Consider the following 21,047-nt stretch of genomic DNA (forward strand, 5'->3'; position numbering starts at 1 on the left):
CTTTTGCCCTCCGTTGCTCGCTGAGCGGGTCGCGAGCGAGTCTACCCTTTGTAACGAGTTGCACTTCTCTCGGGCGCGGAAACCAGCACCTTGGCGGCAAATGTGAAAGAATGCAGAGAAAGGAGGCGAACTTGGCCAATCAAATCCCTGCGGCATCACCGAGGTTTTCCACCACGCTTTCTCCGGTCTCGGATTCTCTCATCAGCGTTCGCGGTCTGACTAAAATTTATGGTCATGCCGATACAGAGCGCGCCGTCACGGCTTTAGACCAGGTGGATGTGGATTTCCCCCGCGCCCAGTTCACTGCCATTATGGGTCCTTCCGGTTCCGGCAAATCCTCCTTGCTGCATATTTTGGCAGGGTTGGATTCGTTTCAATCTGGCACGGTGACGGTCGCCGGTCGTGACTTGTCGGGGCTGAATGCCGCGGAACTGACCCGGTTTCGCCGTGACACGATGGGGTTTATCTTTCAGGCGTTTAACCTGGTGCCCACGCTGACCGTCGCGGAAAATATCGAGCTGTCAGCGTTGGTGCGCCGCCAGTCTCCGGATCGGCGCCGGATGAAAGCCCTGGTCAAAGAGCTTGATTTGGAGTCTCGGCTGGATGCGTTTCCCGCCGAGCTGAGCGGGGGGCAACAGCAAAAGGTCGCTTGTGCTCGCGCTTTGCTGGTCACTCCCGAGGTCGTTTTCGCTGATGAGCCGACCGGGAACCTCGATTCGGAGTCTTCGGCACAGGTCCTTTCGTTCCTGCGGGCAGCGGCGCGCGACTGGCAACAGTCAGTCATCATGGTCACCCATGAACCCGATGCCGCTAAATATGCTGACCGGGTGCTGTTCCTGTTTGACGGTCAGATTGTTGCCCAGCTGACGAACCCGACTCGCGAGGCGATTCTCGCCGCCGAGCAAAACCTCGGCGAAGTGCGGAAAGCCCGGAAACGCGCGGGACAGCCCAGCGCACCCCAGACTTTGCGGGACGTCGATCCGGCAGCGTTAGAAAAAGACCTGACCGCCGTCATGAGTTTGCCAAAGATTGAGGACGAAACAGACTCTGAACAGCCAGAACTTCCTGCCGATACCGCCACAGGCTTGCCAAAATTGGCTCCCGTTACAGCACCAACCCCGCCGGCGGTGCCGGACTCGCCCAGCACCATCCCGGCAGCGCACACCGTCCCGACACCGGCTCCAGAACCGACTTCGGCGTCGGCGCCAGAACCGACATTCGCACCTGTGGCACCCCCCGCGAGTCGCCAACGCGACACCGCCCTCACTTTTGCCAACTTGGGCATTGCCGAGACCAATCCCAAACCGAACGAACTGGCAGATTCCCTGGCTCGGGGTGATTTCAAGTGGCCCAGCATGTCCGTAGCGCACCCTGCCGCCCAGGAGGACACCAACGATTTGCTGGGGAAACCACTGGCATCCGGGTTTGCTAATCCCGATACCACCAGGGACTCCGCATCAGGTTCCCCCGCTAATGCCAAAGAACTCAGCGACTTTGACTCCGTGATTTCCGGGGCTGCCGAGTTGGCAGCCAGCGGTTCCACCACCCCGGCTGCTGACAGTTACGAAACAGCACGTCCCGAGCGTCCGAACATCCCGGATACAGACTCAGGCTCTGGCGATACCGGGTTTAATTCGTTTGATTTTATGGACAAGCCCGCGCGTACAGCGAGCGGTGAAGCTGACGTGGAGGTGTCTGTCCGGCGGCGCCGTCCGATATTGGGCAGTTTTGGTGCGAGGCAGCCCGCACCCACACTAACGCCCGCACCAACGCCCAGCCTTCCCCCAGATGCGGTGGCTCCCACTCTGCCCACCGCACCCACTGCGCCCGCTGCTCCAGTCACCCCGCCGCTGGCACCTCCGGTCGAACCTCCGGTTACGCCACCAGTTGCACCGCCGGTCGCGCCCCTCGCGGCAAGCGACCCGAACGTGTGGGTGGACAATCCTCCCACACTTGTGCCCAGTTCGGCTTCGTCCCGGATTCTTTCCGAGGCGTTTGTCCCCGAAGCTGTCCCGGCACCCCCTGCCGAGCCTGAGCTGGAGCGCCCCGAGTTGCCTGACAGTTTCTCGGCACGATACCCCGCAACACCCCCGGCAGAAGCCCCGACCGCGGCACCATCCGCGCCGCAGCCACAGACTTTCCCGCCCCCCCGACGGGTCTCCCAGCTGGAAAGCACCCTCAGCGCCCCGGACGCGTTCGCGCGCCAACCCGAGCTGCAGCCTGAACCGCGCCCCGCACCGCAACCGACCCCGGCTCCCCAGCCAGCACCCCAGCCGGAACGCTCAAAACCCGCCGCGTCCCGCACTTATGACGGACCGCGCCGCTCGCGCCGACCTGCGGTCGACCCGCACTTGGCAGAAGCCGAAGGCAAGAACGAACTGCTCGCCATGATTGAACAGGCGGAAAAACTCTTGGCAGCTTCGGGCGCAGCCATCAACGCTGCCACCGAGACACTGCAGGAACCCGACGCCCCGCGCGACTCCCGCGCTTCGGCAGCGACTCGTGCCCCTCGTAGTGCCACGCCCTCGGCAACCCCGGCAGCTCCGGCGACACCAGCAACCCCAGCGAACTCGGCGACCCCGCACGGCGGGAACCCAAGCTTGCCCAGTCGCGGAAAGACCCCCGATCAAGAACTGCTCATCGCCCGCGCTGACGCCATGCTAGCCCAGGCAGAAGCCCGGTCGGCGGCTCTGCAGGATGATTTACGCAACCTGGGACGCACCCCCGCCCCAACAAGCCCGGCGATGCCAGGGAGCCCAGTCCCCCCGGAGGCGGCTACAACCACTGCCCCCGGCACGGACACTCCCGAGACTTTCCCTCCCGACTGGCGCCCCCAATCCTTGCGATACCCTCCTAAGGGTCGGTAGACGCCATGTGGAAACTCATTTGGCGCGAAATCACCCGCCGCGGCTCCCGCTTCGTTCCCACCGTGTTCGCCGTCGTGCTGGGCGTGACGTTCCTGACCGCCACTTTGGGGATAACTGACCTGATGACAGACGCGGCGCAGTCCTCCGCGACCGCGACGCTCGACGGGGATCTCTATGCAGTGGCGCCTCCGGTAAAGGATGCTCCTGCGGGTGACCTGAACTCGCGAGGCAGCATCAGCGATGAACTCGTGCAGATTATCGAAGACGTCGACGGGGTCGCCCATGCGGTGCCTCAGTTCGAGGGCCAGGCGGTCCTGTTAAATCAAGACAAACAGCCCGTCTCGGTAGGGCTCAGCCCGACCTTGGTGCGCGGCGCTTTCCCCTATCCGCCCGGCCCGGAAGTTGCGGCGGGACGCCTGCCGCACGGACCGAAAGAAGTCATGCTGGAACTGCACATGGCACGTCGCGCCGGACTGCAAACTGGCAAAACTGCCACCCTGATTTGGGCAGGGACGACCCATCGCCTGAAAGTCGTAGGGCTCGCCCAGTTTAAAGCCCCGCTCGGCACCACCACTTTGGCTTTCGTGGACGGCAAAGACGCAAAGACTTGGTTCTCTCCCGAGGGCAAGGTCAAGCTCATCGGCATTCACGTAGCCCCCGCCGCGGACACCAGCAATGTCAAGCAGCGGGTCCAAGACGCTGTCGGTCCCGATGCTGTCATTTTGACGGGAGCCGCGCTGCGCGCTCAACAGTCCGCGGCGATGGCGCGCACGATTGGTTTGGTGAATCTGCTGGCACAAGCGTTTGTGGCGCTGGCGCTGCTGGCGGGCGCTTTCCTGATTACAAACACTTTCGGGATTCTGGTCACTTCCCGCTATCGGATGCTCGGGATGCTGCGCACCCTGGGCTATAGTCCCCGTGCGCTGCGGATGTTGGTGGCTGGCGAAGCCCTGCTGATTGGGCTGGTCGGCTCCATTTTGGGCGCGGGAGTGGGGCTGGCGCTGGTGCTGGGAGTCCGGCAGATTCTCGTGGCACAAGGGTGGGTGTTCACCCCCGGTATGCCGTTGGGGCTGGTCCGGGCGCTGGTGATTGTGGCACTGGGAGTGCTGATTACCGTGGCGGCTGGTTTGCTTCCGGCTTGGCGCGCCGGGCGGATGACCCCGCTGGATGCTCTGTCTGCGAGCGCACCCGCCCCGGAGGGTCGGCTGCGCGGTGCCACACTTTTGGGACTGACAATCCTGGTTGTGGCGGTCGGTCTCGGCGCGGGGGCGCTGGTGGAGTCGTCTCGGTCAGGAGTGGGGATGCGCGCGATAGCGCTGGCTGTGGCAGCTTCGGTGTTGGGGCTGTTCGGGGTGCTGTGGCTGACCCCCGTCCTGTTGCGCCCGTTCCTGTGGGTGTTTGCCACGCTATTTCGTCGTTTTAACCGGCTACCGGCGCAGTTCGCCCTGCGCAACCTGCGCCGCTACCCGCGTCGCACCTCTTTGGGGGCAGCCGCCCTGGTTATCGGCATTGCTATCGCCACTACCGGGGGAATTCTGGCGGATTCTGCCCGCCAATCCCTGCAATCAGGGGTGGTCCAGGAAGTCCAATCCGACCTGGTCGTAGCTTCGCTGCAGCCCTCCACTAATGTGTCACCGGTGGTCGGAGCACTGCGGAAAGTGGACGGGGTGCGTTCCGCTGATGCCGGTATCTTTAGCGCCCCGATGCTGGTACGGCTCGACCGAGATTCCACTCGGTCCTTAGTTACTGCCGGCATCACTGCGGATGACGCCAAAAACCTCATCTCACTGCAGGTCAAAGCAGGTGACGTCGAGGGTCTGGCGAACGGTCAAGCTCTGGTGAATGCCCGTGACGCGGCTCGAGAGGGTTGGAAAGTCGGGAACGCGATTACGGTGACGGGTCCTCGCGGGATTTATTCCACCAAGGTCGCCGGGATAGTGCGTTCCACCCTGCTGGACGCGGCGATTTTCCTCGATCCGGAGTATCTGCGCCAGGCTGCTGGTCCTGAAACTCTGGCATACCGCTACATTTTTGTGAACCTGGACAGCCCGCGCGACACCCCGTCTGCGGCTGAAATCCGACAGGTTCAGGGTCGCATCCAGCAAGCTCTCAATCCGTTCTGTGTCTATCGGGTCTTTACCCCGGTGGAGCTGTCCCACGCGCTGTCCCAAACCACCACGCAAGTGCTGTGGTTGATGTATGCGCTGCTCGGGCTATCAATCATCATCGCGATTTTGGGGATTGTGAACACTTTGGCGCTGGCGATGATAGAACGCCGGCAAAGTTTTGCCCTGCTGCGAGTGCTGGGGTTGACCCCGCGGGAGGTACGGGCCTCGCTGCGGTGGGAGGCATTTTTCTTGGCGCTGCTGGGCGCGGGGCTGGGATGGATTTCCGGCGTAGTCATCGGGTTGCTGTGGCGTTGGCTGCTGCGCGACTTGGGGATGGGCGCGTGGGGTATCCCGGCGCTAGGTCAGCTTGGTTTCGTGGCGCTGGCTGTCGCGTTGGCAGTTTTGGCAGCTTCACTACCCGCTCGCAAGACTTTACGGGCCCCGGCTCTCATGGCGACTTTGGCTTCCTGAACGCAAATTTTGGGGAAATAGTAAACTAGGTTTGAAGTGATGTCGACGAGGAGGCCGGGATGGCTATAGAAGAACCAAAATTATCGCTGGGGGCACTGTTTGCGCGATTTTCCACCCAGATTTCTGACCTGTTCAGGGCTGAGGTCGCGTTGATGAAGGCTCAGGCAAAAGCCGCCGGGTCCCGGTTCGGTCTGGCGGCAGGGATGCTGGCAGGTGCGGGCATATTTGGGTTATTTATGCTGGGGTATTTGCTGAAAGCAATGTTCTTTGGGTTTACGATGTTGACCGGTTCGCTGCTGTGGGGGGCGTTGATTAACGCGGCGGTGTTGCTGGTATTGACGCTGATTTTGGTTCTGGCTGGGCTATCCGCAGCGAAACGCGCCAAGGCTACTATCCCGGAACCTCAAAAGCACGTCAAGCGGGACGTAGAGACGTTGAAGGCTGCTCTCAAGCGCCCGGATTTAGGAGCGGAAAAATGAGCGAAAACATCGCGGAGAAAAAAGAATTTACCGGTAGCCCTGAGGAAATTGAGCGTCAGATTGAAACTACCCGCTCCGAAATGGGTCAGACCGTAGACCAGTTGGTCGATCGGCTTCATCCCGCTAATCAGGTCAGGGAAGCCCAAGCGAAAGCTCAGGATTTTGCGCAGCGAGCCAAAGCCACCTTTACTGACGCCCTGGATGGCGACGCAGCATCACAAAAGAAGCTGGGCGTCGTGGCAGGTGTTGTGGCGGGCGTGCTGCTCTTGGCTAAACTGCGCCACCGCCAGAGGTAACTGCTTTTTGTCTGTAAGTGGTGGTATTTAGGCAGTAGCTGTCAATAATGGCAGCTACTGCCCATATTCCACCTTATATTCACGCCACGCCTGGTTACCGAGGCTAATACCGGTATTCACCGCGCAATGCCACGGTGCCACCAGAAACCCCTTTGGTCCCCGAAATCAGGCGCTCACCTGCGGGAATACCGTCGCTGACGGTTCCCATGACAAAGGCTTCCATACCGGCGCGCTGCGCTGCTTGCACAGTGGCGGGCACAAAATCAGGATGTACCAGCGCCACCATCCCCACGCCGAGGTTCCAGGTGTCCTCGGCACTGGTCACGTCCACTCCACCCAAATCCATCAGGTAGCGGAAAATTCCCGGCACCTGCCACGTCGAACGATCCACCACGGCGTGCAGCCCGGCAGGAATGACCCGGCACAGATTCGCAGCCAAACCACCCCCGGTCACGTGGGCGAACGCATGTACCCGGTTTCCGTCCAGTTCCCCAACGAAATCTCCGGCTTGGCGGGCAGCCAGCCAGCCAGAATTTTCCAGGTACAAACACAACCGGGAATACAACCGGGTCGGTTCCAGACAGGCGTGCCCCAGGGAATAATCAGCGCCATCAGCAAACGGCGAACCATGGGGCGCCACCACCCCGTAAGACTGGGGAATCGAGGACTCCCAAGCCACGCCCGCGTCTGCCACAATTCGGCGCACCAGGGAATACCCATTGGAATGCAGACCACTGGCGCCAAACCCCACTACCATGTCACCGGCGCAAACACGCTGGGGTCCCAACAGTCGGGGCGCGTCCACCACACCGGTGGCAGCCCCGGCGACATCGAAATCCGCCACGCCCAGCACTCCCGGATGCTCGGCAGTCTCGCCTGCCACCAGCGCGCAATCTACCGCCTGGCAAGCGCGGGCGATGCCCTCGACCACACCCGCAATCATCTGGGGGACCACCCGACCACAGGCGATGTAATCGGTCATGAACAGGGGTCGTACCCCTGCCGGGGTGAGGTCATCGACGACCATTCCCACCAGGTCTTGACCGATAGTGTCATAAATCCGCATCGCTTTCGCCAGCTCAATCTTGGTGCCGACCCCGTCGGTAGACGTCGCCAACAGGGGGCGACGCATGGTGGTCATCCCCGCTGCCGAGGCATCATAGAGTCCCGCGAACCCGCCGGTACCGCCCAAAACTTCCGACCCCTGGGTGGCTTGCACTGCGGTCTTCATCAGTTCCACCGCGCGGTCGCCGGCCTGGGTGTCCACGCCGGCGCGGGCATAAGCGTTTACCGGGTTGGTCAGATTGGCAGTGCCATTTTCACGCGGATTATTGCCTGTCGTCCCTCCGGTAATCGCATCGGTAGCGCCAGAGTTAACCTCGAAATTCATGCCGGTCAGTCCTTTCCCCCACAGTAGCTCAATCCCCGCGGGAGCGCCCCCGCGGTTTCCAGGTCCGCCAAATGTGTGGGGTATCGCCCGGAGAAGCACGCTGTACACAGCTCATTGTCGGGCTGATCCGTGGCGGCAACCATGGACTCATAAGACAGGTAGCCCAGGGTATCTGCCCCGATGGAACGGCAAATTTCGGAAATATCCATACCGGTGGCGATGAGCTCGGCGCGAGTGGCGAAATCAATCCCGTAATAGCAGGGCCACATGACCGGCGGGCTGGAAATGCGCACGTGTACCTCAGCGGCTCCCGCAGCGCGCAACATCTGGATGACGGCCCGCTGTGTGTTGCCCCGGACGATGGAATCGTCCACCACGATTAGGCGCTTGCCTTCAATGACGGAGCGCAGGGGGTTGAGTTTCAGACGGATGCCCATCTGGCGCATGGCTTGGGTTGGCTGGATGAAAGTTCGCCCCACGTAGGCGTTTTTCACCAGACCTTGCCCAAAGGGAATGCCAGATTCCTCGGCGTAGCCGATGGCAGCCGGCGTTCCGGAATCCGGTGTCGCCATGACCAGGTCCGCCTCAACCGGATGTTCCCGAGCCAGGGCAGCTCCCATCGACCGGCGCGCGGCAGCGATGGAACGCTGCGCAATCGTGGTGTCTGGACGCGCCAGATACACGTATTCAAACACGCACCCCGCGGGTCGCGCCGGGGCAAAGTTCTCAGAATGCACCCCGTTTTCATTGATAGCAATCAGCTCGCCGGGCGCGATTTCGCGCACGAAAGTCGCGCCAACGATGTCCAGCGCGGCAGTTTCGGAGGCGACTACCCAACCGTTAGCGAGCCGTCCCAGCACCAGGGGTCGTATCCCCTGCGGATCGCGCGCCGCGTACAGCGTGGTTTCGTCCATAAACGCCAGGGAATACGCGCCGTCCAGCTTCGGCAGGATTTCCCGCATGACGCTCAGCAACGGCGGTTCGCCGCCTATCGACACGGCGCGGGCAGACACGGCGTCAATAATCTTCATCAACAGCATGGTGTCTGACGAGGAATCCTGCAGACCGTGTGCTTTTTGCTCTTTCACGTCGGCGACGGTTTGGGCAGCTGCGTCCTCGGGTTTACGGCAGGCAGCAGGGCTGCCGGCAGGGTTCACCAGGTCGGGGCGGGCGGTTGGGGTCTCTGTTGCGGGGGTTCCGTCGGCAGGTTTCCCATCTGTGGGCAGCAGTTCTTCCAGCAGGCTGCGCGTGTTCACCAGGTTCCCGTTGTGTGCCATCGCGAGGGTCCCGAAAGCGGTGGGTCCCAGCGTGGGCTGGGCATTGTGCCAAGAGGACATCCCGGCAGTCGAATAGCGAACGTGCCCTAAGGCGAGGTGACCTTGCAGGGAAGCCAAGTCCCGGTCTTTGAACACCTGAGAGACTAATCCCATGTCCTTGTAAACCAAGATTTTGGATCCGTCTGAAGCGGCGATACCGGCGGATTCTTGACCGCGATGCTGCAGGGCATAGATGCCGAAGTAGGTCAGACGCGCGACTTCTTCGCCCGGCGCCCAGACACCAAAAACACCGCACTCATCGTGCGGTTTATCGTCAGAGTCGTGTCGAGGGGAATCGGCGGGGGAGGTCATTGCCGCATTACCGAAGATGGGCGACCCCGGCTTCACGCGGCGTCCCCGCCGTCATCCGGGTCATCTTCAGCGTAGTCAGCCCACTTATCGTAATCAGGCTCAGCATATTTGGCGTAGGGGTCATCGTCCCACGTATCCTCACCGGACTTACCTGATAGTTCCCGCTGCAACGCCTCGAGATCCATCTCTGGAGTCTCATATTTCAGTCGGCGTGCGACCTTTTGCTGCTTAGCTTTCTGGCGGCCACGGCCCATTGCCCGAGTCCCTCCTTGAAGTCACGATTGGTCAGCTTTTAGTTTATCCCCTGACCTAAGATTATGCCACTTGTTTAGCTCGTTTCGAGAGCGCCTCAGCTTAGTTCGCGCTGACTTTCCAATACTGCACGCTCCCCCGCCAATTCGGCACTACATCCGCAATCTTTGCGGACCACCCAATCAGGGATTTCGCGTGCCACAGCGGCAATACCGGCAAGTCACGCAGCAGTATTTCCTCGGCACGCTGGTATTCACGGTTCGCTGCCGCGTCATCGCTCACCCCGCGTGCCTGATTCAAAACTGCGTCGAAATCCGGGGCGGAATACCCGATATTGTTGGCATACCCGTCGGTGGCGAAGCACGGCTGCAGGTAGGAATGCATCCCCGGATAGGGCGACTGCCAATCCACCAGGAAAGCTGCATCTATATCGTGGCGGGTCACTGCCAAATCGATGGCTCGCTGATCGAGGTAGGACTCGCCCGCGGTGCGAATCCCCAACGTCTCGCCGATAGAGCTCAAAGCGGCATCAATCCAGGTATTCAATCCGTTATCGGGACGAGCGATAGTAAAGGTGTCCCCGTCGGTCCAGGGTGAAATTTGGTTGGCGCGCTCCCACAAGCTCCGGGCAGTGTCTGGCTGATAGGTCAGCACTTCGTTGCCCGGCAGCTTCGTGGTGTGACCCGCAATTGTGGGGGTCACGAAATCGGTGGCAACTTCCCTGGTGCCGTTAAAGAACCGTTTCACGATGTCGTCGCGGTTGATGGCTTGGGATATGGCAGCGCGACGCAGCCTGCCTTCCTCGGTGCCCAGTGTGAAGTGCCCGTTAGAGGGGATTGCCAGGAACTTCACGTGCGCCGAGGACACGGCGAGGGTACGTTTCCCGAGCTGTTCGGTGAAGCTGTCTTTCGCCCGGTCTGGCAGGGTTTCATCAATGTCTAAAGCGCCACGGGTCAGGTCTTCGTAGGCTTGATCCGGCTCATGGTAGAACTTGAAAGTCAGTCCGGCATTCTGGGCTTGGCGGGGTCCGTGATAGCGGGTGTTGGGCACCAGGGTTAGCTGAATGCCGTGTTCCCAAGCGCCCTCCCGCGCCAGCATGTATGGTCCGTAGCCATAAGGATTTTCACCAAAGCCCGAGGTTACGTTACCCGCCGAGTCAAATGCGGAATCGGGCAGTGGCACAAATGCCGGGTCGGTCAACCGCATCGGAAAATCGCAGGTCGGCTGGGTCAGATAGACCTTAAAGTGGGTGTCGCTCAGGCGCTGCAGGCCGGTCAAGTTTTGGTTTGCGGTGTCAGAAAAGCCTTCGATGGGCGCAAACAGCCCCGCTTTCAGACGCCGGTTGGAGGCTTTGGCGGCATCGTTCCAGGCCTGGATGAAGTTGTCAGATTTCAGCTTGGTGCCGTCGGAGAATACTTCGCCGGAGCGGATTTGAATGTCGTATTCGGTACAGTCCGGGTTGGGCACCACCGCGGTAGCCAGTTCGTTTGCAATGGTTCCGTCCGGGTTCAGGTAGGACAGTCCGGAAAACAGCAGGGGGGTAAAGGTAGCTCCGGAGGAATACGAGGAATCTGCGGGAATCAGGGATCGCTCCGGTTCGATGGCTGCCACGTTGATTAAGGTGTCGGTGGGTGTCCCTGGTTTCAACAGGGTGTTGGTCGAGGTCGCGGGGCTGGAACACGCTGCCAGTCCGGTGGCGGCAATGACCACCAGTGCCGCCAGTGCGCCACTCGCGGTCAGTGTTTGCTTGATTTGCACCGGGCCTCCCTGAGCGGTTTTCGTTACGGACGTTTTTATCTTACCGATTTGCCCGGTCGGCGAGGGTTTGCAGGGGTGCGATAGACCGCGAACCGGGCAGGTGTGGCACGAACGACCGATTTCACTGCGCCCAGAGCCAAATCCCCCCGGAGTAAATCGCGTCTACCTGCGGTTTTATGCAACCGGAGGGCGCCAATAACCCAGATTCCGGGTTGAAATCGGTCACTCGCGCAACTGCCCCGAAATTCCGGGGATAACCGGGAATGAAACCTATTTAAACGCTCGGTGTTCCATATATGGCACATCGAGCCGAATTAATAGGATTAACGAGCCCCATTCCAGAAAGGTCGCGCGGCGGTACGAAGGGGCAGGCTGCGGGACTGGAGGATGGCGGGGCAAGGCATGGCAACCCGTAGGGATAGGCGTGGGTTAGCGGGGGATTAAATGGGGGGACCCCCGCGAGAGCGGGGGTCCCGATAAGCTAGAGCCGGGTTACAGCCAGCCGGTCTGTCAGTCCGCTTAGCGGAGCAGGGACAGCACGGTCTGGGGAACCTGGTTGGCTTGCGCCAGCATGGAAGTACCAGCTTGCTGCAGAATCTGACCACGAGTGAACTGCATCATCTCAGAAGCCATATCCGTGTCACGGATACGAGCCTCAGAAGCAGACAGGTTCTCTACAGCCACATTCAGGTTGTTGATGGTGTGCTCGAAACGGTTCTGGACCGAGCCGAAGTCAGAACGCAGCTTGGACACGGCGTGAATGGCAGTATCAATCTTGCCAATCTCTGCCATATAACCCTTGTGGTCTTTGATGGCGATATCAGCCTCTGTGCCCTTAACCGAGTACTTGGTATCGAGAGACTTCAAGGTAGTGGTAACCAAGTCCTCCAACTGAACAGAAATGTCGTCAACCTGAGCATCACCGTTAGCACCGACCTGGAAGGCCAATACACCTTTAGACTTACCCCACCATTCGGCTTGATCTTTACCTGCTGTTTCTGCAATCGCAAAGTCTGAACCAGTTACCACTGTGTCCTTATCAACCTTGGCACCATTCCACAGCAGCTTGCGACCATCAAAGTTCGTGGAAGCTCCCACACGAACCAGCTCCATCTTAAGCTGACCCATTTCCTGCTCGATGAAAGCACGAGCCTTAGAATCGTTAGTATCGTTAGCACCTTTCACAGCCAGCTCACGCATACGCTGCAGCATGTCATGAACCTCATTCAGGGCACCCTCAGCGGTCTGGACCACGGAGATACCATCCTGAGCGTTCTTAACAGCCTGCTTGTTACCACGGACCTGGGAGCGCAAGCCCTCAGAAATCGCCAAACCGGACGAGTCATCGGCAGCCCGGTTAATCCGGAAACCAGACGACAACTTTTCCAGGGATTTGCCCAGATTGGACTGGGTCAAGGACAAGTTACGGTAGCTGTTCATAGCCATGATGTTCTGATTAATAGACAAAGCCATTTTTAAAATCCTCCTGATTAGACCAGTCGGCAATTTACCGTCCTGGTAGCCTTGCGTCAGACTTCCTGTCCGACAAACCATTCAATCGGATAGCAGACAAGAAACTTTAGGAAAAATGTTTCCGAGATTTAATTTTACGGCATTTTCCAGCCCACGCCAGGAAAATTCCTCACCCACCGGCACCTGCATCGACCGGGAAGGGGCAAACCGGGTCGGAAACACCCGGATTTCGGGCTACGCCACGCTCAGCAGCCGCAGGACCCCGCGGGGAGCCGACAGTGCCTGAGATAACACCGCGCGGGAAGACTGGTTCAAAATCAGCCCCCGCATGTAGTTCATTGACTCCGCTGCCATGTCTACATCCTGCATCCGGCTTTGGGCAGCGCAGAGGTTCTCTACCGTGACATTCAAGTGATTAATCGTGTGGGCAAAGCGATTTTGCACTGCGCCGAGCGCGGCACGCGCCCCGGAGATGACTTGAATCTGATCATCAATGTTTTCGAGGGAACGCTGGAATGCGGCATGGTCAGCGTCCTGGGGAATGTGACCAATCTGATTTTTGGCAATATCAGTCACATCCACAAAGGTAATCGCGATGACCTCCACATCGGAGGCATTCGCCCCCACCTGGAAACGCAACGCATCGGCTGGCTCCACATATTTCCCGCCCAGAATCCGACGTCCCATCGCTTCGGTGGCCTGACCAATCCGCCCGATTTCCACGCGGATAGCGTCCATCTCGGCACCAATCTGGACCCTGGCACGCAGTGAATACGTATCGTTGGCGCCTTTCACTGCCAGCTGACGCATCCGCTGGAGCATATCGTGGACAGCATCCAACACGCCGTCTGCCGTCTGAGTCAGGGAAATTCCGTCTTGAGCGTTCTTAATCGCCTGGCGGTTACCCAACACTTGCGTCCTCAACCCCTGCACCAACGCCAGACCGGAAGAATCATCGGCAGCCGAGTTAATGCGTTTACCCGAGGACAGGCGCTGCAGGGACTGGTGCAAGAGCTGCACCGCGCTGGCGTTATGCCGGTAAGCATTCAAAGCCATAATGTTGGTGGTGATGCTGCGCGGAGCGCCTCCACGTGCCTCACGGGACCGCGGCGCACCCCCCAACGGGGTCAACACCGCGTAGCGTGAAAAAGCCCCGGATTTTACAGCAGCGAGACGGGTCCCCGGCACGTCAGAACGCGCCGCCCCGGAATCGGGAACAGCATCGGCGGCAGGGTCCCCCGCATCCTCGGCAGCATCCCCCGACCCAGAAGTCTTGCGCAGCGACCGGGACGTCTCAGCACAGCGCGTGGTGCCAAACGAGGGCATCTCGGTGTCATCATCCGAGAAAGGCTCGGTACAGTCATCGGAGCCGGGTGCAGAAAAACCCGCCGCGGACATGCCTGCTGACATAGCGACGGAGTATCCATCCACAGTTAACGTGGTCATCGCTCCCACCATCCTTGGGGTCAGTTCAGAGGAGTCAGGCACAGGGTGTCAACCCATCACCGAGGAACATTCCTTGCCCTCGCGCGGGACAGATTTCGGCTTGCCCGAAATTGCACCATAAATTTAGTGTAAAGCGCGGCGGGCGAAATGTGAACAGTCCCATTTCAATTGTGCAAATGACAGGACAAATGCCGTCCGCCCGGGGAATGCACCCAAAAGGCCTATTGAACAGGAGAACACGCCTTAGGCATGGGCAAGTTGGGACACGCGCTGAGGGCTGACCCCCATCAAAGTGGCTATGTCGCGCACGCCGAGGTTGGCCTTTTTCAGTTTTGCGACCGCGGAACGCGAAGCGGCGGCAACTTTCGCCTCGGCATCGCGGGCTTGCGCGGCAGCCTCTTTATATTTTTCAACTTCGCTAATGTATTCAGCCATGTCGACAACGATGTGGACATCGAAAGTGTCTTCCGGGCGGCCGGTCATCAGGGCTGAAGCGTCCTTGACCATGTCCACCAGCTGATCCAGGCGCTTCGCCTGTGTGCCGTATTCCTTGCCATCGCAAGTGAAGTCGGCCACCCACCAGCCGTTTTCACGGATAGCATGGGCGGTGACGTTGGTCATCTTCTGGGTTTTCGAGGTTTTTGGGGTTTTTGCGGTCATCGGCTTGCCCTCCTGATAATGCCCTTAGCAAGGTGTTCCTGGATTTCGCGGTGGCGCGGGATTGGCTCGGACCATTGCCCTATGCGGACTTTGGTGTGGTTGCCGCCTTCTTCGAGTTCCAGCGATTCGCCTTTGCGGCTTGCGATATCGGCAAGGCGTTTCAGCAAGTCGCGGCGTTTCATGGATTAATACTAGGGTACTTGAACGATTAATTCAAGGGTTATTTACTCATAGCATCTGATTGCCACCTGAGGCCAATATACACAAGGGAAAAGGACAAATCACCCCCGCCGAGACCAAGCAGCCCCAACGTAAGAAATCTGCAAGTGCCGCGACTAAGTGCGCAAATTCGTCGAAAAACCGGTGCCATATCGCTAGCAAAGTCGCGCGCTACCCATGCCGGCAAACAAGGGACACCCCGCACTACAGACGGGTTCGCAGCGCCGTCCAACAAGCGCGTTAGTAAAACGGAAACAATGGACTTGAGCATTTGCTCCGAAAGAATAGATACAAAGATATCATCCATACCTCTTGCCGTGTGGGGGGATGGAAAAGTTTGCTGGGGCATGCGCTCGAACCCAGAACAATCGCAGTGAACACAGTGAAATCTGGGTGCATCGGACATGAGATAGATTGCAAAGAGAAATACTCCCCAAGGAAGCACAGAAACATCAGTTGAGTTAATCATGTGTTTCTGTTGTGTGCGGGAACCTAAAAACCAGCACCAACCCGAGAACGCAACCAAGGGGAGAACGACGCAGGGCGAGTGTAATCCAAAGCTTGCTCCAGCCGGCGAACCAGGGACGTTCACCAGCCGTGATGTCGGGCTCTGTCTGTTCGCCGCGGTCGACCTATCAGCAGGCCCGACAACAAGCAGTACGTTTCAGACCCGCCAACCCACGATTCACCCGCTCGCGTCAGCCATTGATATGCCCGTCATCGAAGCCGAAATTCACGTGGCTAGCATCACAAAACGGGGTGTTCTTGGTGTCCGCACACCGGCAGAGCACATAGCGATTTTGCACCGGGTAGGTTTCACCGTTCGCGTCCGTCAGCGGAATCCCGCCCTGAACATAGATTCCGGCAGAACACTCATTTTGAGGGTCTTGGGCGACGACCACCAACGGCTCCAAATCCGGTTCCTGCACGGCACCCTGTGGATCCAGGCGCGTCAAACGGCCCGCCGGGCATTCGTCAATGACCTTGGTGGCCGCCGCCACCTCGGCCGGAGTTTGCGCCGTGGCGACCTGCGTCCACGCATCCCCGGCGGGTCCGTGACAAAACCGGGCGTAAGCGCAGCGCCCATCGTCGCCCATCCGCAACTGGGGGCCTTCCGCAATGTCGATACGTTCGGTATAAGGCTGGTGATTGGCCGTTTCCGTACCCGCAAAGTCCACCTGATGATGCGAACCGTCACAAAACGGCTTGTCATGCGACAATCCGCAGCGGCACAGGGCGTAAGTTTCGCTCTGGGGCAGGGCGCGACCCGGATCCTAGGTGTAGCCCGACCCATCGGGATGAATCCGCGCTTCTCGCAGCGGTACCCCGCCGGTCACCAGGTAGGGCCCGCCCGCGCTGACTTTGATTCCCATTCCCTTTGCTGACTGAGACATCGCAAACTCCTCGCTAAAACTTGACCATGAAAAGGTCAATAAAGTTTATAGAATCTGTACAGAACTGTACTCGCAATAACCGCCTCGCGCGCGAGATACGGGATTTTCCCGGGGTGCCCCACGACGGGAACGGTTCGGCCGTTTTCGGGGGTCACAAGGCCGGGGCACGAGCTGTTTGCCGGCATGGCTCTCGGGGGACGATTTTTGCCGGCACAAGGCCGGGGGTCACGAGGTCCGACCCCACGCGTTTTCGCGCACCCCCCGCGGGCGGCAACAAGGCGAACCGCGAACGAAACGGAACCGGGGCCAAACAGCGTGCCCCCGCCCGAAAAAAGACTGAATTAAACCCGAGCTCCCCCGGAATTTGCCGCAATTGCGTCCCTTACCAGGCGGTAATCTTTAGTCATATAAAACCGCATCGGTCGAGGTCAAGGCGACACGCCGAAATGAATTGTCCTGACAATTACCTGAAATAGGAATTTCCTGCAGAAATGCCCCGTATTATTTCTAAAGTGGCAGCACAGACTGCCGAATATGTCAGGTGTAAGTCGACGAGGCTGACACAGCTGAATAAATCGATAATGGAGACATAGATGCAGTTGAATGGTTTGGGCAATTACCAGGCGAATGCCTTAGGCGCGCCGTGGAACAATGCCACGACCTCCAAAGAGCTCGCCACCGCGAACCACGGACCCTCCGGACTGAGCGCCGGTTTGAACGCCCTGCGCGGAGCGTCCCGGACCGCCCCGGTCGCGCCCGCAACCACCCCGGCAGGGAGCCGTCATGCCACGGTGGACGGTTTCGGCGACGAAGTTCGCGTCTCTCCCACTTCCAGCACTCGCGCGGAAGTCTCGATTGAAAACTACAAATCCCAAACTGCCCAAGCTGCCGTCACCACTGCCAACGTGGTCAACGATTCCCTGGGAAAGACCGACCAAGTCCTGACCGGCATGAAAGCCATCGTCTCTGAGCTGTCCAATCAATCCCTGACCCGCACCCGGCGCGCCGAACTGACCGAAGCCTTCGGGCTGCTGACAAAGCGACTGGATAGCCTGGTCGACCACGAATCTTTCGCGGGGCACAAGACCCTGGACGGTCGATTCCGCGCCACTTTCACCGTCGGCGATTCCGCCCGCGTCACCGTCGATGCCACCCTGCCCAACGGCAAAAGCTTTAACACCGAAGGCTTGGGACTCCAAGGCTTCGCAGACCTGTTGGCAACATCGCACCGCAACGCCACCCCGGCAGTCGTGCAGAGCCTCAACATTGCCCAAGGTGCCGTCGCCCAGGTCCGCACCGGTTTGAGCGAAGCGACCGCCTCGACGGTAAACGCGATGTCTGCCAGCTCCAAACTGTTGAGCGCCGCTATCGGAGGCACCCCTGCCCTAGCTCAAGGTCTGGTCGCAAACACGATGTCGCAGCTGTCACAATCCGGCTCTGCCGCCTTTACCGCCCAAGCAAACACGGCGATTTCTTCCGCCCTGCGGTTGCTGTCCTAACGGACGCACCCCTCGGCACCCGCCGAGTCTCCCGTCTCCCGCAGCGATTCAGATTTGCAGCGGTAACAACGCCCCCAAATCCGCACGATTCCCCGAAGCTGCCACGAGTCCTCGTGAAACGGCTGTCGACCAGGTCAGACCCCCGACTGCCAACGCCAACCACACTTCCGGAGACATCTCAATCACCGCCGGCGGCGTTCCGCGCCGATGCGTCGTCCCCGGCAAAATCTGGACCGCTCCAAAAGGCGGCACCCGCACCTCCACTGCCTGACCCGGCGCTGCGGCTTCCAACCGCTGCAAGGTGAAACGCACCGCGGTCGCCACCGTGTCACGCGGGATTTCCCTGGTAAAATCCAGCAAATGTCCTGTCAATTCAGTGAGCGAGACGGGCGCCGGAGAATCCCCCACCCCACCGCCATGAGCTGCGCATACAGCGGAAACACAAGCAGAAACGGCAGCGCGACCGGCTGCGGAAGAAATCTTTTTTGCCACGGCAATAAACTCCCTATCCCCAGGTTGCTTTCAGGATGCTATCATTGATTAAACAGCTTGGTGACCGGGAGAGTCACCATCCATACACTTTAGTCCCAGGATTACCGGAACGATGAGACGCTAAGGAAGGCCATCATGGTAGTGCAACTGACCACCAACACCAACGTCAGCCTGCAGGCAATGCAACCGGCAGCTGCGATTGCCCCCGCTCGGAGCACCGATGCTCTGCAACGCGCAGCAGCGCCCAGCCACGCGGATTCCTTAGATTTGCGGGCAAACCCCCTGGCAGCGAAAGTCGGTCAGACTCACCAGACCCTCGCCGCTGCCCAACGCGGAGTGGAAGTCTTACGTGTCGCCAACGAACACCTAGATGCCGCCGCGAAACACCTGGAATGGATACACAGCGTCGTCGAAGCGGGCAAATCCGACCCTTCCGCCCGTTTGGCTCTGGCTGACGGACTCTCCCGCCTGGATCAAACCCTGCACGCGGCGCGCTATCAAGACCAAGCTGTCCTGGACGGCACCGACTTTTCCATCGCTCCCGGCGCACACGGCGCAGGCGTCACCGTGGCAATCGGTTCTGCGGATTTGCCGGATTTGGCGTCCCTGTTAGCTACCGGGGGACGTGGCATCGCCGCCATTAATTTGGATGACAAAGCCACCTCGATAAAATCCGTGGACCACGCCGATTTGCTGCTGTCTCACGCCAAGATTCAAATCGCGGCACAGACTTTCGCGCTGGGTGGGCTGTTCAACTCCCTGACCGGCAATCTCGACGAACTGGGCGGTCCGGCTCTGACCCCCGACCAGGCTGGCGCTGCCGCACAGGATACCCAGTCCACTATTGCCGCTGCCCCCTCAGCTGCGATTGCAGCGCATCGGGTCAGCACGACTGCCGCACAAAACCTGCTGCTGAGCTAACAAAACACTGCAGACATCCGGGACCGGTCTCTGATGAGGTCGGTCCCATGCTATTTGGCGTTTTGGCGCCTCGCACGGCACATTCCGCCACTGACCCCCGGCTGGTGCCATTCCGCGCCCGCGATGAACCGGGCTGGGGGCACACCAAGCTGGTGACGAACTGACCTCGTGACGAACCGACCTGGTGAGGACCGGCAGCAAACTAAACCTGACCGGCAGCAGCGGAAGGTTCCCCGACCAAGAACGCGGGGCGTTCCCAACCAGCTTGGAGGAACGCGGCAGTCACGTCTCGCGCGACCCGATCCACGTCATCCAGGCGAACCAGCGCGATAGCACAGCCGCCGAACCCACCGCCCGTCATGCGCGCCCCCAACGCCCCGGCATCCCGCGCCGCCTGAACTGCCAAATCCAACTCCGGGCAGCTAACCTCATAATCGACACGCAGCGACTCGTGAGATTCGTTCATCAGCTGACCCAACTTGTGCCAATCCACCGTGGGACGCATCAGCTCGTAAGCAAAGTTGCGGGTCCGCACGATTTCCGTGAGCACGTGACGCGCCCGACGGAACACTTCTGCCGCCGATTCACCCTCGCCCAGCCGCTCGGAAAGCCGGGACAAAATCGCTGCAATATCTGGGTTTTGCAGCGGACGGTCAAAGTCAGAGGGCTGCAGCACCCCTGCCAGCTCGCCCAGGAACTCCACCCCCATCGCTGCCGCCGCAATCTCGCAGGTCTGACGGCGCGCCGCGTATTGACCATCTGCCAAGTCATGACGCGCCCGCGTATCAATGACTAACAGTTCCATCCCCGCTGGTGCCAGCGCAAACGGGAAATCGATAGTCTCAAACGTCCGGCAGTCCAACAGGAACACCTTATCCGGGTGGCTCAGCAGCGCTGCCGCCTGATCCAGCCCACCCGTAGGCGCTCCGACATAAAAGTTTTCTGCCCGTCGACCCGCGTCAACCAGCTGGTGACGACCGGGAATCGACCCCGCCAAGCCAAACCCGCACAGCGCATCCACCCCGACCGCCACGGCACATTCCAGCGCCGCCGACGAGGACAGCCCCGACCCCAGCGGCACGCAGGAATCCACCGCAATATCAAAGCCGGTCGCCGCCCCCGGCTGCTCCAACACGTCCTCCAGGCTCAAAATCGTGCCCCCCACGTAAGCCGCCGGTCCGCGCACCAATCGCGAACCGTCCTCGGGAATCGCATCGGTCAGACCACGGGAAAACTCGTCCAAATCCAGTTCCAGAGCCGCACTGCCGGGGGCGAACTGGGCGGAAATCAGGCGCAACCGGCGATCCGAGCGCGGACGCATCGCGGCGTAAGTCGCGTGCGGCAGGGCCAGTGGCAGCGCGACCCCGCCGTTGTAATCCGTGTGTTCCCCGATGACATTGACCCGTCCGGGGGCGCGAAACACGCCCGCCGGCGCCGTCCCAAACGTGCGCTGGAACAGCTCGGTGACGCGGGCAGCCCCCTGTTGGGTCGGGTAGGGGTTCATGAATAGTGGCTGCGCCGAGTCTGAGCCAGCCGGGGGATTGACCGGGGTGACAGGGGCGGCAGGGGTTTGGGCTGGATTAGCGGGGGTGGAATCGCTCATGTTTTGCCTCGTTTCGTGGTGTAGATTATCGGATTTGGTTCAGAAGGGCGGTTGACTTGGTTTACCCATTTAGGGGGTAGGCGGTGGGGCG

At 60.1% G+C, this 21,047-nt stretch carries 17 protein-coding genes; 6 read left to right on the forward strand and 11 right to left on the reverse strand.

Annotation, left to right across the window (positions count from 1 at the left end; all coding sequences use genetic code 11):
* Nucleotides 1-131 precede the first annotated feature (131 nt).
* The 4 genes from HMPREF0574_RS04520 to HMPREF0574_RS04535 are packed head-to-tail and all read left to right on the forward strand — an operon-like array spanning nucleotide 132 to nucleotide 6,221.
* Nucleotides 132-2,867 carry an ABC transporter ATP-binding protein gene (locus HMPREF0574_RS04520; RefSeq protein WP_236585810.1) on the forward strand — a complete coding sequence of 912 codons (2,736 nt, stop codon included), beginning with the start codon at nucleotides 132-134 and terminating at the stop codon, nucleotides 2,865-2,867.
* Between the two features lie 5 nt (nucleotides 2,868-2,872).
* Nucleotides 2,873-5,446: an ABC transporter permease gene (locus HMPREF0574_RS04525; RefSeq protein WP_004007520.1), complete on the forward strand. Its 2,574-nt coding sequence runs from the start codon at nucleotides 2,873-2,875 to the stop codon at nucleotides 5,444-5,446.
* A 59-nt stretch (nucleotides 5,447-5,505) separates the two neighbouring features.
* Complete coding sequence (locus HMPREF0574_RS04530) at nucleotides 5,506-5,925, forward strand: phage holin family protein (RefSeq protein ID WP_004007521.1); 420 nt, start codon at nucleotides 5,506-5,508, stop codon at nucleotides 5,923-5,925.
* On the forward strand, nucleotides 5,922-6,221 hold the full coding sequence (locus tag HMPREF0574_RS04535; RefSeq protein ID WP_004007522.1) for a DUF3618 domain-containing protein: 300 nt from the start codon (nucleotides 5,922-5,924) through the stop codon (nucleotides 6,219-6,221). The genes HMPREF0574_RS04530 and HMPREF0574_RS04535 overlap by 4 nt, the downstream gene beginning before the upstream one ends.
* A gap of 103 nt (nucleotides 6,222-6,324) precedes the next feature.
* Here HMPREF0574_RS04535 and purM read toward each other — a convergent pair whose 3' ends face one another.
* The 9 genes from purM to HMPREF0574_RS04580 form a co-directional block, all read right to left on the reverse strand.
* Nucleotides 6,325-7,611 carry a phosphoribosylformylglycinamidine cyclo-ligase gene (gene purM / locus HMPREF0574_RS04540; RefSeq protein WP_004007523.1) on the reverse strand — a complete coding sequence of 429 codons (1,287 nt, stop codon included), beginning with the start codon at nucleotides 7,609-7,611 and terminating at the stop codon, nucleotides 6,325-6,327.
* Nucleotides 7,612-7,616: 5 nt separating this feature from the next.
* Entirely contained in the window at nucleotides 7,617-9,275 is a 1,659-nt protein-coding gene (purF, locus tag HMPREF0574_RS04545; RefSeq protein ID WP_004007524.1) for an amidophosphoribosyltransferase, read from the reverse strand.
* Nucleotides 9,272-9,493 carry a DUF3073 domain-containing protein gene (locus HMPREF0574_RS04550; RefSeq protein ID WP_004007525.1) on the reverse strand — a complete coding sequence of 74 codons (222 nt, stop codon included), beginning with the start codon at nucleotides 9,491-9,493 and terminating at the stop codon, nucleotides 9,272-9,274. Before HMPREF0574_RS04550 ends, purF begins: the two co-directional genes overlap by 4 nt.
* Nucleotides 9,494-9,593: 100 nt before the next feature.
* On the reverse strand, nucleotides 9,594-11,249 hold the full coding sequence (locus HMPREF0574_RS04555; protein ID WP_004007526.1) for an ABC transporter substrate-binding protein: 1,656 nt from the start codon (nucleotides 11,247-11,249) through the stop codon (nucleotides 9,594-9,596).
* 519 nt (nucleotides 11,250-11,768) lie between these two features.
* Nucleotides 11,769-12,722 (reverse strand): flagellin N-terminal helical domain-containing protein, encoded by a 954-nt coding sequence (locus HMPREF0574_RS04560; protein ID WP_013189023.1) that lies wholly within the window; start codon nucleotides 12,720-12,722, stop codon nucleotides 11,769-11,771.
* A gap of 234 nt (nucleotides 12,723-12,956) precedes the next feature.
* Nucleotides 12,957-14,168, reverse strand: a complete 1,212-nt coding sequence (locus tag HMPREF0574_RS04565) for a flagellin N-terminal helical domain-containing protein (protein WP_236585809.1) — start codon at nucleotides 14,166-14,168, stop codon at nucleotides 12,957-12,959.
* A 243-nt stretch (nucleotides 14,169-14,411) separates the two neighbouring features.
* The gene (locus HMPREF0574_RS04570) at nucleotides 14,412-14,828 is read right to left on the reverse strand and encodes a hypothetical protein (protein WP_004007529.1); all 417 of its coding nucleotides are present in this window, start codon (nucleotides 14,826-14,828) and stop codon (nucleotides 14,412-14,414) included.
* A complete protein-coding gene (locus tag HMPREF0574_RS09725) occupies nucleotides 14,825-15,010 on the reverse strand; it encodes a hypothetical protein (protein ID WP_036324903.1) in 186 nt (61 codons plus the stop codon). The genes HMPREF0574_RS04570 and HMPREF0574_RS09725 overlap by 4 nt, the downstream gene beginning before the upstream one ends.
* 735 nt (nucleotides 15,011-15,745) lie before the next feature.
* On the reverse strand, nucleotides 15,746-16,306 hold the full coding sequence (locus HMPREF0574_RS04580) for a CDGSH iron-sulfur domain-containing protein (RefSeq protein WP_305887959.1): 561 nt from the start codon (nucleotides 16,304-16,306) through the stop codon (nucleotides 15,746-15,748).
* Between the two features lie 728 nt (nucleotides 16,307-17,034).
* Between HMPREF0574_RS04580 and HMPREF0574_RS04585 the strand changes: the two genes are divergently transcribed.
* Nucleotides 17,035-17,940, forward strand: a complete 906-nt coding sequence (locus tag HMPREF0574_RS04585; RefSeq protein WP_004007533.1) for a flagellin family protein — start codon at nucleotides 17,035-17,037, stop codon at nucleotides 17,938-17,940.
* A 48-nt stretch (nucleotides 17,941-17,988) separates the two neighbouring features.
* Here HMPREF0574_RS04585 and HMPREF0574_RS04590 read toward each other — a convergent pair whose 3' ends face one another.
* Nucleotides 17,989-18,432 (reverse strand): sterol carrier family protein, encoded by a 444-nt coding sequence (locus tag HMPREF0574_RS04590; RefSeq protein WP_004007534.1) that lies wholly within the window; start codon nucleotides 18,430-18,432, stop codon nucleotides 17,989-17,991.
* 135 nt (nucleotides 18,433-18,567) lie between these two features.
* Between HMPREF0574_RS04590 and HMPREF0574_RS04595 the strand changes: the two genes are divergently transcribed.
* On the forward strand, nucleotides 18,568-19,353 hold the full coding sequence (locus HMPREF0574_RS04595; protein WP_004007535.1) for a hypothetical protein: 786 nt from the start codon (nucleotides 18,568-18,570) through the stop codon (nucleotides 19,351-19,353).
* 202 nt (nucleotides 19,354-19,555) lie between these two features.
* Here the strand turns inward: HMPREF0574_RS04595 and galK are convergent, their stop codons facing one another.
* Nucleotides 19,556-20,956: a galactokinase gene (galK, locus tag HMPREF0574_RS04600; RefSeq protein ID WP_004007536.1), complete on the reverse strand. Its 1,401-nt coding sequence runs from the start codon at nucleotides 20,954-20,956 to the stop codon at nucleotides 19,556-19,558.
* Nucleotides 20,957-21,047 lie beyond the last annotated feature (91 nt).

Source organism: Mobiluncus curtisii subsp. curtisii ATCC 35241, from assembly GCF_000146285.1.
Lineage (GTDB): Bacteria > Actinomycetota > Actinomycetes > Actinomycetales > Actinomycetaceae > Mobiluncus > Mobiluncus curtisii.

What these genes read in the sequence shown, in the direction of transcription:
- galK (WP_004007536.1), bottom strand. Translation starts at nt 20,956, where the DNA reads ATGAGCGATTCCACCCCCGCTAATCCAGCCCAAACCCCTGCCGCCCCT.
- HMPREF0574_RS09725 (WP_036324903.1), bottom strand. Translation starts at nt 15,010, where the DNA reads ATGAAACGCCGCGACTTGCTGAAACGCCTTGCCGATATCGCAAGCCGC.
- HMPREF0574_RS04535 (WP_004007522.1), top strand. Translation starts at nt 5,922, where the DNA reads ATGAGCGAAAACATCGCGGAGAAAAAAGAATTTACCGGTAGCCCTGAG.
- HMPREF0574_RS04530 (WP_004007521.1), top strand. Translation starts at nt 5,506, where the DNA reads ATGGCTATAGAAGAACCAAAATTATCGCTGGGGGCACTGTTTGCGCGA.
- HMPREF0574_RS04565 (WP_236585809.1), bottom strand. Translation starts at nt 14,168, where the DNA reads ATGACCACGTTAACTGTGGATGGATACTCCGTCGCTATGTCAGCAGGC.
- HMPREF0574_RS04560 (WP_013189023.1), bottom strand. Translation starts at nt 12,722, where the DNA reads ATGGCTTTGTCTATTAATCAGAACATCATGGCTATGAACAGCTACCGT.
- HMPREF0574_RS04585 (WP_004007533.1), top strand. Translation starts at nt 17,035, where the DNA reads ATGCAGTTGAATGGTTTGGGCAATTACCAGGCGAATGCCTTAGGCGCG.
- purM (WP_004007523.1), bottom strand. Translation starts at nt 7,611, where the DNA reads ATGAATTTCGAGGTTAACTCTGGCGCTACCGATGCGATTACCGGAGGG.
- HMPREF0574_RS04570 (WP_004007529.1), bottom strand. Translation starts at nt 14,828, where the DNA reads ATGACCGCAAAAACCCCAAAAACCTCGAAAACCCAGAAGATGACCAAC.
- HMPREF0574_RS04525 (WP_004007520.1), top strand. Translation starts at nt 2,873, where the DNA reads ATGTGGAAACTCATTTGGCGCGAAATCACCCGCCGCGGCTCCCGCTTC.
- HMPREF0574_RS04595 (WP_004007535.1), top strand. Translation starts at nt 18,568, where the DNA reads ATGGTAGTGCAACTGACCACCAACACCAACGTCAGCCTGCAGGCAATG.
- HMPREF0574_RS04550 (WP_004007525.1), bottom strand. Translation starts at nt 9,493, where the DNA reads ATGGGCCGTGGCCGCCAGAAAGCTAAGCAGCAAAAGGTCGCACGCCGA.